We start from the raw sequence: 11,919 nt of genomic DNA, 5'->3' as shown, positions 1-11,919 counted from the left end.
AGATCACCCTCTCAAAAGGTGGTTCAGCGCACTGCGCAACTTCAACGGCTTCACAGGCTTGTTCATTAACACGTGCCCCAGCTCGCGGATGTGCTGCTTCAACTCGTTGGTGTAATTGGCGGTAATCATGACCACCGGAGCCGGGCGCTGGCGGCGGCCATTGATCTCGGCCACCACATCTACTCCATTCTCGTCGTTGTCCAGATGATAATCCGCCAGAATAAGGTCCACGGGGCACTTGGCCGGATCCACCTGCCGCTCAAGATCTTCCAGAGAAACCGCGGAAACCACCTGGCAATCCCAGCCTTCCAGCAACGTCTGCATGCCCTGGCAGATAGCGTGGTCGTTATCGATCACCCAGATCCTGGCGCCACCCAGTCCCCCATGGTTTGACACCGCGCGGTCATCATCTGCTGTCGGCCGTTTGGGCAACAACTGCCCGACCGGCACTTTTACACTGAATACCGAGCCTTTGCCCTGTATCGAGGATACCGTCACCTCGTGACCCAGCATGCGGGAAATCTTGTCGACGATCGCCAACCCCAGCCCAAGGCCCTTGTCCGGCTGCGAGCCAGCGGGGCGAATGCGCTTGAACTCCTGGAAAATCTCGGTCAGCTTGTCCTCCGGAATACCAGGGCCGGTGTCCCACACCTGCAGCAATACATGCTCCCGATGCCGGCGGCACCCCAGCAGAATGCGCCCGGTGCCGGTATAACGAATGGCATTGGTGAGGAAGTTGCGAAGAATCCTCGCCAGTAGCTGGGAGTCGGACTCCACGATTGCCGAGGATGGCACGAAGTCCAGCGTCAGCCCCTCCGCCAGTGCCATCTGACGAAACTCACGGGCGATGTTGTTGAGCAGGTCCCGCAAGTCGAAGGCCATGATGTCCGGCTTGATCACGCCGGCATCCAGTTTGGAAATGTCCACCAGGGTGCCCAGAAGGTTTTCCACATCGTCCAGGGAGGTGCTTACCGATCGCACCAGTCCCTCGGCCTTGGGCCCGAAGGAGTGCTCCAACAAAGAACTGGTGAACAGGCGAGCTGCATTCAGTGGCTGCAGCAGATCATGGCTGACCGCCGCCAGAAATTTGGTTTTCGACAAGTTGGCGCGCTCGGCGTCCATCTTGGCGTCACGCAGTCGCGCTTCCACCGCCGCCCGCTCACTGATTTCCTGTCGCAACTGACTGTTGAGGCCGGTAAGAGCTGCGGTACGTTCTTTCACCCGCCGTTCCAGATTATCGTACGCCTGCTCCAGTGCCAGCGCGGTCTTGCGGCGGTCGGTAATGTCCCGGATCAGCACGAAGAACCCGATAACCTCCTCGTGGTCGTCCACGTTTGGTACGTAGGCGCGGAGCATGTAGCGGGTCTCTCCGGTGTCGTTGGTTTCCTCGAATTCGAAGTTGACGCTATTACCCCTGAGCACAGCCTGCATATGAGGCATTAGCCTCTGGTAAAGCTCAGGCTGGTGAATGTTCTCCAGGTGTTTACCAAGCGGCGACTCGCCATTGCGCCCATACCAGGCTTCATAAACCTTGTTGCAGAACTGCACGGTCATGTTCGCGCCCACGTAGGCGATCAGTGCGGGCACATGGTCCGTCACCACGCGGATCCAGCGCTCGCTCTCTTCAAGCGCCTTGATTCGGCGAGCCATTTCACTGTTCTTGACGTCAGTAATGTCCGAGTAAAGAACAACCAGCCCACCCTCACGGGTGCTCCTTTCCGTCATCTGCACCCAACGGCTATTGGACAGCAGGAACACCGCCCCTTCTGAGGACTCATTCACATGCTCTTCAACCACCAGCCCGGAATTGATCGCCATGGCCTTCAGATCGGCGATAGAAGTGCCGGGGGGAGGAACATCCAACCGGGCATCGGCCCAGTAACTGCGGAACCGGCTGTTACATTGAATAAGGCGGTGCTGGTGATCAAAAAGCACAAAGCCATCAGCAATGCTTTCGATAGCGTCTGCCAGACGCTGGCGCGTGGTTTCAGCCTCTTCGCGGGCCCTGTTCAGGGCCTTGTTGCTGTGCTTGAGCTCATCCATGGTTTGGTTGAGCGCTTCCGTACGTTCCCGCACCTGCTCCGCCAGAACCACCGAGTGTTCAAACGCCGCATAGGGTTCGGGTTTGTGAGCCGAGCCGGATTCCACCCGAACAATAAGAGCGTCCCTTATCTTTCGGAGGCGTTCGTTCTCCGCCTCCAGCTCGGCAATCCGCTGATCCCTGCGGTCGTCGGGATCAGCCTCAGTTGTGACCGTAACCGGCATCGGGCTGACCAATCACCACCCCCGTAAACGTCTGATTGATATGCATACCGTCGAACTGCTCACCATAGGTATTGAAGCCAATGACCTTATGATGACGAAGGAAATCTGACACTTCATCTACAACGCCAGTGAACTCCGCTTCCAGACGACGAAGAAAGCAGTCGCAGCCTATGGTCACCAGTGGTGGCCCCACGACCCGTTCGGAGGCTTCAATTTGCGTGCGCACGCTCTCAAGAAGTGAGCCAGGCTCCATGGCGGTCATGACAATGCCGGTTTCCACCGCGCAGTAGAACGTCAGGCTCCCGTCGGCGTTCACCCGTTGTACCGAGCGCACGAAATAGTGCCCCCCGATCCGCACGCCCATCGGTCGCAGCGCAAACACCTTGCGGTCAAGCTCTTCCACCGCTACGCCCACTGCGCGGGCGTAGGCTTCCGCTGCCGGTTCCGCGTTCAACTCATAGACGGTCCGGCTCTTAGCATCTGCGTAAGTAACCACCAGTTTTTCTTCGCGGGCTTGCATGTGGTGCGTGGAAAACACACGGAAGTCCAACGGCGTATTAACCAGCATCACAGTAGCGGCCCCGGTGTGAAACCGGCCCTCAAAAAACACGTGGGTATTGGCCAGGCGCTCGTCGTCGCCCGCGGATCCGCCAAACTGTGGGATAGTGCCGAGCGCGGCATTCAGTGTCGCCAGCACAAGCTCTTCCCGGCTCGACAGCCCATCCAGCAAAGTGATGGCAAAGGTGTTGCCCTTGACCGATGCCAGGCCGGCATCACGACAGGTGGACAACAGACCATCAATGACCCCCTGGGCGTCGTGAAGGGTGAAATGCTCAAGCTCACTGATCAGGGCGCATTCAATAGAAAAGTAACGCCGGTCGAAACCAATAGCGGTGATACAGCCCCGGCCGTAACCTTCCGGTGTAATTTCCCCCGCAGACGTACAACCACTGACCCGCACGCCATCAAAGACATGTTCAAGGGCAATGCCCAAACGACCAAGATCGTATTCAGCGGAACAGAAAAACAGGACACAGCCGAGGTGTTCATGACTGAGCTCGCTGGCAAGGTTGGTGGCGGCCAGCATCGGATCACGAACATGGGAGCTGGCTACCCGAACGGCAGGCAGCGTGGTAACGGGTTTCATGGATACGCGCTCCGAAACCGAGTGGCTTTCACTCGATTCTACGGAATCCGCAAACGGAGCCAATGCGACTTCAGTGCTTTTAATTGGCGCGCCAAAATGATCGTAAGCCATTGATTAAAAACCCTCCTGAATCAATGCCTGCTGGCGCTGCCGATTTGCGGGAAAGCAAACCGGCACTTTAGTCTTAAGTTCGAGGCCCCGGCGCCGGGAATCCTTGCCGGTGCTGGGGCACTCTTCAAACACTCAGAACGTGATCACAGCACCCAGCGCCAGGGTGTCGAACTCTGCTGCATCCGCGCCGGTGGACTTCGTGGTCTGCTCAAACATGTTGTATTCGGCAACCAGCTTGAAGTTGCTGTTTACATCATGGAAGACCGCGACCGAGGTGTTCTCTGTTTCGAAATCACCCTGGTCAGAGTCTGTTTCACCGTAGGACAACACCAGGCGATTGGCGCCAAGGGTATAGGATCCCTGGAGCAGGTAGCCGTCGGCGTCCTCTTCCGAAGTCAGGGCCGCATCGGTCAGCAATACAGGAACGTCGCCCTCAGAGGTGAAGCCGGAGGCCGTGAGCGACAGCCCTGCAACGGACGCTTTAAGACCGTAACCAAGGCCTTGGCTGTCCACTTCGGTGGTTGCATTCTCGGAACTCTGATGGCGACCATTAACCCAGCCTGTCAACGCCAGGCCGTTCAGGTCCGCACTGTAGGTAACCTCTGCTTCGAAACGCGGCGCGGACTGTTCTGACTCCGCACCCGGTGTGGTATTGGCAGGCTCAAAAATACCAGCAGCCACCTTCAAGCCGCCCATATCCGGGGTCCGATAGGTAATCTGTGCCGATGGATTAGGGTAAGGGTACCCAGTGCGGATATTGCCAAAAGAAACGCCGGTTGCCGCACCCGGAGAACCGAAGCCCATCAGGATTTCGTCCAGGAAGATGTTAGAGCGGGCGTAAAGACCAAAGTCCTTACCAATCAGCACCTGACCGAAAGAACCGTCTACCGTGGCGTACAGCTGGCGCACATCGATAGCGGTATCCGTCGGTGACTGCAGGCTGTCGTTGATGGTGGACCAGAACGAAGACCGGCCACCCAGAGTCAGGTCGCCCATTTCCTTACTGAAGTTGAAACCGATCGTATTGGGCAGGAACCCCATTTTCACGTCGGAATTGCGAGTGTCGTTCAGCTTGTCGTCACGGTTAACGTAGAAGGCGTTGAAATAGCCGTCCACGGAAAAGCTGGTTCCGTCTTCGTTGTACACTTCGATTGCCGCGTTTGCGCCGGCACTGACCGACATCGCACCAACCATCGCGATGGCCAGCCCTGACTTTCGGAAATTGTTGTTGTTCATAAACTCCCCCGGTTTTTATTGAATCTGGGTGTTGAGCAGCGGGTGGTTACCCGTGTCTCAGGCGCATTCTTTCGCCTGAATTCAATGGTCGGCGAAGCAGCGGGGGTGGAAAATGCGCCAAGGGGGCAGGTTTTCTGATCTTTTAGGAGGCTATGAAAACAGAACTTTGGGACTACTACCCGTCAGAGGGGAAAGCATTCCAACTCTTGCAGGCAGTCATCCAGGAAGCACTCGGGATCGGCCATGACCGCCTCATCGGCCACCACACCGAACTGGACCTGGCCGGCGTAACTGACAATGCTGACGCCGAGCCCGATATCCCCGGCCTGGGGTACCCAGAACATCTGCTCCAGAATGCGGCAACCGGCCAGATACCGTTCATCACGGGTACCAGGCACGTTCGACACCACCGCACTGGCCTTGCGGTAGAACAGATCCGCCACAGGTTGACGCCAGGCTTCGGGAATCAGCGGTGCGCTGCCTGTCAGCGCCCAGGACAGGCCGGGCTGCCAACTTTTCTTGAGCTTGCGGGTTTCATGCTTGATGCGGAACAGCCGCTCCAGGGAACTTTCACCGTCCACCGGCAACGGCACGAACACCGTCCCGAAATAGTTACCCAGAGTCCCGGGCTCCGGCTTTACCCCTTCCGGCAGGCGGTTACGGATATCCACTGGCACCGCCGCGTGAAGCACTGCCTCATCCATATCGGTATCGTCCGCGACAAGCCGATTGCGGACTGCAGACGCCACGCAACTGAGTAACACATCGTTGATGGTAACGCTGGTAAGCGTGGCAATCCGGCGAAAACGTTCAAGCGCCACGGGCTGCGACCAGCGGCACTGGCGACGTCCCAATAGCGACCGCTTAAGGGAGGAGTCCGTATCTTCCGGCTCTACCAGGAACTGGCTGAGCTCATTGACCAGCTTGACACTTTTCCAGGTCGCCCGCTCCAGGGCATTGCGACCGGCGGTGCCACCGTTGCGGGGAATATCGTCCTCCGGACCCGCCTCTTCCCGCGGCCACTCGCTGTCCGTCAGCTCACGCAGCCAGGCATTGGCGGCTCTTCCCCAACGCCCCATGTCCGCCTGTTCCGCCGCGCCGTAAAGCACCGGCGCCTGTTGCGGCGACGGCGGGCACAACCGGTCAAATATGCCCTGCAGGGAGAGCCCGTCGGCGTAGCAGTGGTGCATGCGCAAAAGGAGTACGGCGCCGCCCTCGGCATCGGGAAGCAACCAGAATTTCCAGAGCGGACGGTACGTGGGCAATGGCTGGTTCAACCGGGCTGACACCCAGTCCTGCAAGGCCTGCCGGTCCAGCTCGCCGCCGACCACCTGCAGGTGGTGGTGGAGCGAAAATACCGGGTCCTCTTCCCACCACCAGCCAGGGGCGCGGCGAACCGGCATATAGCGAAAACGCTCCCAGGCAAGCCAGTAAATACGCAGGAATTCCAGCAACCGGGCTTCCGTGAGCCCTTCCACCCGCAACATAACGGTAATCGTCATGGGGTTTTCGGGCCGCTCAAGAGCCAGCCAGGCCGAGTCCACAGGCAACAGCAGATGCGATTCCTTTTGACTCAAACCTGTCTGTCCCCGGATAAATGCTGCAAGAAATGGAAAGTTGACCCCGCATTGTGCCAGACAAGCCCTGAAGGCTCCATAAGGCTGTCGGCGTCACGTAGTTACAAAAAGTTACACGGAAGTAACCTTTCACCCCTATACTGGGAATAAGGCTTGATGAAATGGTTATTAGGCACTACACGTGCCTTTACGCACTGTTCGCCAAACGTCTATTGGCCCTGACTGAGCGTAAAACAGTAATCAGTGCCAATACCTGCGGTGGCAGAAATCGGTACAACTGAATGTACCAGCGCCCATAAAGACCAATAAAAGGCAGGCATCAGGTGCTGAAGGAGAGCAGTCATGAAAGCGAGCCATGTACGAAAACTGATAAAACCGATCGATAGCGCTTACTCGGAGATGTTCTCAGGGCGAGTCTTCCGCGTCGGCACAGGCGCCGTTTCCGTCCGCAATCACAGCGGCAAGGCCGAACAGACCGTTATTGGCGTCCACGGTTTTCTGGAAAATCACTGCTACTTCACCCAGGCCTACGAAGCACCAACCACCGAACTGATCCTGCTGACCTGCAGCAACTATCACATTCCCGTAAACGGCGTAACGCCCGAAGCACCGGACTGGGAAGTGCCTATCAAACACCTCGACGGCACTATCGAGTACGACGCCTGTATTCTCAACCAGGCCCTGGCGAACCTGCCCAGCACCGACAACATCCGCGTACATGGCCATTCTCGCGGCGGCGCCGTCATCCTTGAGGCCATCAATCAATGGCCGGAACTGTATGAAAACGTGGAATTGGTGCTGGAAGCACCCGTTCTGCCCCAGGGGCGTCTTTCTGCCCTGGTAACGGCGGTACTGGAGCCGGTGAGCCATGGCATGTGGCCCTGGCTGATTCGCCTGATAAACAGCGCTCCCTCATCCGCCTATGGTCAAACCTTCTTCGGCAAAATGAACCCACGCAAGAAGCAGCTGCTGGGCAAACTGTTTTCCGCCACCAAGGACCACCTGACCATTGTTCGCAACATAGAGAACCTGATGGCCTGGATGGAGAGAACAGACACCAGCGTGTACAGCAAGGTTCGTTACGGCACCTTCCTGATACCGGCTGTGGACCGAATACTGGACCGACAGGCCATGTTGGCCAGTGCACGCCAAAGCCCGACCACCATGCGGATTGTCGAAACCGAGGCTCCCAGCCACTTTATTACACTCGACAGCAAGGAATGGGTGCCGGGATTTGAGAGCCTGCCGGCGACGGCCCAGGGTTAGCACAGCTGCACTCGAGCCCCGGCTCCGCTAAACTGGCGCGTTTCTGTTGCAGGTCCAGTGGAGCCACACACCCATGTATCGTGAGCGCCTAGTCGCTACCCCAACCCATTCCGACAGCGCGCGACGGTTGCAGCAATTGCTGCTGGACTACCACGACTTCCGCCAGTACAAAGCCACCCACTCCCTGCTGGAACACACCTTCCGGATAGCGGACTGGCAGGCGGAGCGCCTGAAGGCCACCCACGCGGACCTCTACCAACACCCCGGGTACCACACCGGCCTGGAATTCCTGCTGACGGACCTCTACGCCCCCGCCGGCATGACCCAACGCGACGACAACATCGACCGCGTATTCCCGAAGATGGTGAAGTGGCTCCCGGACAACCTGCTGGACACCTTCGCCGGGCTGGTGGAGTTGAACCTGATTACCCAACGGCTGGACCTGGAGCTGGCCGAACTCTGCCATTCAAGCGGCCTTTCTCCCAGCGAACTTTCCAGCGACGCCTACTGCCAGATCTTTCGCAGCAGCCAGCAACTGGAACAACGGGAACGGCAGATTACCCTGGTGGCTGAGGTGGGGCACCAGCTCGACCGCTATGTCCGCAACCGCACCCTTGGCTGGCTGCTTTCAATGAGCCGGGCACCGGCCGAGATGGCGGGCCTCAGCGATCTGCACAGTTTCCTGCACCGGGGCTATTCCGCGTTCCGTAAAATGGACAATGTAGACCTACTGATTGACCGTCTGGTCACGCGAGAGAAACGGGTCATGAAGAACATCCTGGACGGCCACCCGAAACCGTTTGAGCTACCGAGTGACCTTTAACGAAATAGGGGGAACTCAGGCCTTCAGAATCTGATCAAGCTGGGAGTGGATTTCCTGCTCAATACGCGATTTGAACGGCCGCAGCATCATGCCCAGTTCCAGGTGAACATGGAGATTGCTATCGGTGATTTCCAACTGGCCTTTCACGCCGCTGCGTTTGAACTTGAGATGATCCCCTTCCCACTGATAGTTCACATCAAACTGCTTTGACAGATCCTCAGCCAGGGTTTCCGCCGCCTGGCGGGCGTGCTCTTTGTCGAGGGAATGAGTGCGGCGTACATCAATTGTTGACATGAAACGGATATCTCCAGGATTTCGGGCGCGATTTATAGTGTAAGGCGGCATTAAACTTGTAGCCACCCCCGCAAGCGTTAGAATACGGGGTTCAGATTCTGACAGGACATGCCCATGAGCGAGCAACAACCGTCTACCGACCAGCCGCAGGCGGAAACACCTAAAGACGACGTTACCCATTTTGGCTTTCGCAACGTGCCGAAAAGCCAGAAAGCGGGTCAGGTCGCTGACGTGTTCCATTCCGTGGCCGGCAAGTACGACCTGATGAACGACCTCATGTCCATGGGAATCCACCGCCTCTGGAAGCGTTTCACCATTGAGCTTTCCGGCGTCCGCAAGGGGCACCAGGTGTTGGATATTGCCGGGGGTACCGGCGACCTGACCATGAAGTTCTCGGACCTGGTCGGCCCAACCGGCAAGGTTGTGCTGGCCGACATCAATGCGTCCATGCTTCAGGTTGGCCGGGGCCGGCTGATGGACCGAGGCTACGCCGGCAACATCGAATACGTGCAGGCGGATGCCGAACACCTCCCCTTCCCGGACAACAGCTTCAACGCTGTGAGCATTGCCTTTGGCCTGCGCAACGTCACCGACAAGGACCAGGCCCTGCGGGACATGACCCGGGTACTGAAACCTGGTGGCAAGGTAATGGTGCTGGAGTTTTCCAAACCCAAGAATCCGCTGCTCAGCAAAGCCTATGACGTGTATTCATTCAACGCGCTGCCGCTGATGGGCCAGTTGATTGCCGGCGATTCCAACAGCTATCAATACCTGGCCGAGTCCATCCGCATGCATCCGGATCAGGATACGCTCAAGGCGATGATGGAAGAGGCAGGCCTGGTGAATTGCAAGTACTACAACATGACCGGCGGCGTGGTCGCCCTGCATGTGGGAATCAAGCCCTGATGTTTCCCGGCCCAACCCTGCTGTCTGCCGCCACCTCTATCATTGAGAGCGCGCTCAACCGAGCGCTGGCGCTGGACCCCGCTGGCAAGCAGGCTCTGATGTCAGCGCTCACGGGGCCGGTACAGTTTTCGCTGGACGGGCTCGGCCTCACGCTGACGCTGCAACAGGCGGGAGATCGCATTCAGGTTGCCAGCCAGCCCTCGGAAGCTCCTGCTTTGATCCTGTCCGGCCGCCCCATGGCGTTCGCCGCCCTGGCCACCGGCGATGACGGAGTTTTCAGCGAAGGCCGCATTCACGTGACTGGCGATACCGCCCTGGCGCACCAGTTCCAGCGCGCCATCGACCAACTCGACCCCGACTGGGAAGCTGCCATGGCCGGGTATATTGGTGATGTGCCGGCGCATTTTATCGGCCAGCGCGTTCGCGGGGCTGTTCGTTGGAGCCGACAGGCGTTTGCGTCCCTGAACGCCAATGTTGAAGAATATATTCATGAAGAAAGCCGAAGCCTGCCCGGGCGCCGGGAGCTGGAAGCCACGTTTACCGATATCGACCGGCTGAACCTGCAGACCGAACGCCTGGAAGCCAGGGTCACGCGGCTGGAGCATCCCAGACAACAAGACCAAACGGAGACGCCGTGACGCGCCTGCAACGCCTGTTCCGCATTGCCTGGGTCTTCTGCCGCTACCGGCTGGACACCTTTCTACCGCTGGCGGAACTGCCTGTCCCCCTGAAAGTGTTTTTCCTGCTGGCCCCCTGGCACCTGTTTCCGAAACCCAAGCTGGACCGGGGGGACCGCCTACGCCTCGCGTTTGAAGAGCTGGGGCCGGTATTCGTCAAATTCGGCCAGATCCTGTCGACGCGACGGGACTTGCTACCCGACGACATGGCGCTTTCCCTCAAAAACCTGCAGGACCGGGTACCGCCTTTTCCCGGCGACGTCGCCCAGGGCATTATCGAAAAATCCCTCGGTGCGCCGGTGTCGGAGCTGTTTGCGGAGTTTTCCCGCGAGCCCATGGCCTCTGCCTCCGTCGCCCAGGTGCATGCCGCCACGCTTCTCGACGGCCGGGAAGTCGTGGTCAAGGTCATCCGCCCCGACATTGAACGAGTCATCCGCCAGGACCTGGCATTGATGTACATGATGGCCGGTCTGCTGGAACGCTACTGGTCCGAAGGCCGTCGGCTGCACCCGGTGGAAGTGGTGGCGGACTACGATTCCACCATCCATGACGAACTCGACCAGCAACGCGAAGCCGCCAACGCCAGTCAGCTGCGCCGTAATTTCGAGAACTCATCGCTGATTTATATCCCCTCCATCGACTGGGACTACACACGCAAGTCCGTTCTGGTCATGGAGCGCATTCACGGCATCCCCATTGCCGACGTTCCGGCGCTTCGTGAAGCCGGCGTTAATCTGAAAGTACTGGCAGAGAAAGGGGTGGAGATCTTCTTCACCCAGGTCTTCCGGGACAGCTTCTTCCACGCCGACATGCACCCGGGCAATATTTTCGTGGATGTCAGCAACCCCGCGGACCCGAAGTACATTGCCATCGATTTCGGCATCGTTGGCACTCTTGCACCGGATGACCAAAGCTATCTTGCCCGCAATTTGCTGGCGTTTTTCCGCCGCGATTACCGCCAGGTCGCCGAGTTGCATATCCAGTCCGGCTGGGTGCCACCGGACACCCGGGTCAACGAATTCGAGGCCGCTATCCGCACCGTTTGCGAGCCGATTTTCGAGAAGCCACTGAAAGACATCTCCTTTGGCCACTTCCTGCTACGGCTGTTCCAGACGGCGCGGCGCTTCAACATGGAAGTGCAACCGCAACTGGTACTGCTGCAGAAAACCCTGCTGAATGTGGAAGGCCTGGGGCGTCAGCTTTATCCGGATCTGGACCTCTGGAGCACTGCTCAACCCTTCCTGGAAGCCTGGATGCGCAAACGCATCGGCCCGTCCGGCCTGATCAAATCCCTGCAGTCCCATTTGCCCGCCTGGCTGGAGCAGTCGCCGGAAATGCCACAGCTGGTACACGACGCGCTGGTGCAGTTACGCAACACGGGCTCCAACGACCACCCCAGTCGCGCTACACTGGAACTTATTCGTGAAAACCGGGCCCGGGCCGACCGGCGCTGGCGACGGGGGCTGGCCGCTGCAGCCCTGGCGGGGGTGGCCTGGCTGAGCCTCGACCACGACCTTGCCACCCTCGCACAGACCATGCCCGTTCATGGTTGGGCTTTACTGGCCGTGGCGGCCTGGCTGGTTGTAGGCCATGAACGGAAAAACTGACGGAAGTCAT

Annotated in this window: 10 protein-coding genes; 5 read left to right on the top strand and 5 right to left on the bottom strand. The window is 58.6% G+C overall.

All coding sequences use genetic code 11. The annotated features are described in order from the left end of the window. Nucleotides 1-3 precede the first annotated feature (3 nt). The 4 genes from ACTRWH_RS07460 to ACTRWH_RS07445 all read right to left on the bottom strand — a co-directional run bounded on the left by ACTRWH_RS07460 (nucleotide 4) and on the right by ACTRWH_RS07445 (nucleotide 6,336). On the bottom strand, nucleotides 4-2,265 hold the full coding sequence (locus ACTRWH_RS07460) for a NahK/ErcS family hybrid sensor histidine kinase/response regulator (protein WP_228210091.1): 2,262 nt from the start codon (nucleotides 2,263-2,265) through the stop codon (nucleotides 4-6). After that, nucleotides 2,243-3,412, bottom strand: a complete 1,170-nt coding sequence (nosP, locus tag ACTRWH_RS07455) for a nitric oxide-sensing protein NosP (protein ID WP_379865763.1) — start codon at nucleotides 3,410-3,412, stop codon at nucleotides 2,243-2,245. The genes ACTRWH_RS07460 and nosP overlap by 23 nt, the downstream gene beginning before the upstream one ends. A gap of 243 nt (nucleotides 3,413-3,655) precedes the next feature. Next, entirely contained in the window at nucleotides 3,656-4,759 is a 1,104-nt protein-coding gene (locus ACTRWH_RS07450) for a porin (RefSeq protein ID WP_213479784.1), read from the bottom strand. 182 nt (nucleotides 4,760-4,941) lie between these two features. Beyond that, nucleotides 4,942-6,336: a WS/DGAT domain-containing protein gene (locus ACTRWH_RS07445; protein ID WP_462826196.1), complete on the bottom strand. Its 1,395-nt coding sequence runs from the start codon at nucleotides 6,334-6,336 to the stop codon at nucleotides 4,942-4,944. Nucleotides 6,337-6,678: 342 nt separating this feature from the next. On the opposite strand from ACTRWH_RS07445, the gene ACTRWH_RS07440 reads away from it, so the two are divergent. Beyond that, entirely contained in the window at nucleotides 6,679-7,602 is a 924-nt protein-coding gene (locus ACTRWH_RS07440) for a hypothetical protein (RefSeq protein ID WP_007153179.1), read from the top strand. Between the two features lie 73 nt (nucleotides 7,603-7,675). Next, nucleotides 7,676-8,425, top strand: coding sequence for a DUF8198 family protein (locus ACTRWH_RS07435; RefSeq protein ID WP_085678905.1), 750 nt, complete (start codon nucleotides 7,676-7,678; stop codon nucleotides 8,423-8,425). A 15-nt stretch (nucleotides 8,426-8,440) separates the two neighbouring features. Here ACTRWH_RS07435 and ACTRWH_RS07430 read toward each other — a convergent pair whose 3' ends face one another. Beyond that, complete coding sequence (locus ACTRWH_RS07430) at nucleotides 8,441-8,719, bottom strand: polyhydroxyalkanoic acid system family protein (protein WP_007153181.1); 279 nt, start codon at nucleotides 8,717-8,719, stop codon at nucleotides 8,441-8,443. A gap of 114 nt (nucleotides 8,720-8,833) precedes the next feature. Here ACTRWH_RS07430 and ubiE point away from each other — a divergent pair, with 114 nt between their 5' ends. Genes ubiE through ubiB form a run of 3 tightly spaced genes read left to right on the top strand, consistent with a single transcriptional unit; the run spans nucleotide 8,834 to nucleotide 11,909 of the window. Next, entirely contained in the window at nucleotides 8,834-9,625 is a 792-nt protein-coding gene (ubiE, locus tag ACTRWH_RS07425; RefSeq protein WP_041335196.1) for a bifunctional demethylmenaquinone methyltransferase/2-methoxy-6-polyprenyl-1,4-benzoquinol methylase UbiE, read from the top strand. Further along, nucleotides 9,625-10,263 carry a ubiquinone biosynthesis accessory factor UbiJ gene (locus tag ACTRWH_RS07420; protein ID WP_041335193.1) on the top strand — a complete coding sequence of 213 codons (639 nt, stop codon included), beginning with the start codon at nucleotides 9,625-9,627 and terminating at the stop codon, nucleotides 10,261-10,263. The genes ubiE and ACTRWH_RS07420 overlap by 1 nt, the downstream gene beginning before the upstream one ends. Beyond that, a complete protein-coding gene (gene ubiB / locus ACTRWH_RS07415) occupies nucleotides 10,260-11,909 on the top strand; it encodes a ubiquinone biosynthesis regulatory protein kinase UbiB (RefSeq protein WP_091642738.1) in 1,650 nt (549 codons plus the stop codon). The genes ACTRWH_RS07420 and ubiB overlap by 4 nt, the downstream gene beginning before the upstream one ends. The last annotated feature ends 10 nt before the right edge of the window (nucleotides 11,910-11,919 follow it).

The sequence above is a fragment of the Marinobacter sp. G5_S1_61_S3 genome, assembly GCF_054968585.1.
This window is presented reverse-complemented; position numbering and strand designations above follow the sequence as displayed.

Bases quoted from the DNA above. Each gene is read 5' to 3' on its own strand.
- ubiE (WP_041335196.1), top strand. From the start codon at position 8,834: ATGAGCGAGCAACAACCGTCTACCGACCAGCCGCAGGCGGAAACACCT.
- ACTRWH_RS07450 (WP_213479784.1), bottom strand. From the start codon at position 4,759: ATGAACAACAACAATTTCCGAAAGTCAGGGCTGGCCATCGCGATGGTT.
- ACTRWH_RS07420 (WP_041335193.1), top strand. From the start codon at position 9,625: ATGTTTCCCGGCCCAACCCTGCTGTCTGCCGCCACCTCTATCATTGAG.
- ACTRWH_RS07430 (WP_007153181.1), bottom strand. From the start codon at position 8,719: ATGTCAACAATTGATGTACGCCGCACTCATTCCCTCGACAAAGAGCAC.
- ACTRWH_RS07435 (WP_085678905.1), top strand. From the start codon at position 7,676: ATGTATCGTGAGCGCCTAGTCGCTACCCCAACCCATTCCGACAGCGCG.
- ACTRWH_RS07440 (WP_007153179.1), top strand. From the start codon at position 6,679: ATGAAAGCGAGCCATGTACGAAAACTGATAAAACCGATCGATAGCGCT.
- ACTRWH_RS07460 (WP_228210091.1), bottom strand. From the start codon at position 2,265: ATGCCGGTTACGGTCACAACTGAGGCTGATCCCGACGACCGCAGGGAT.
- nosP (WP_379865763.1), bottom strand. From the start codon at position 3,412: ATGAAACCCGTTACCACGCTGCCTGCCGTTCGGGTAGCCAGCTCCCAT.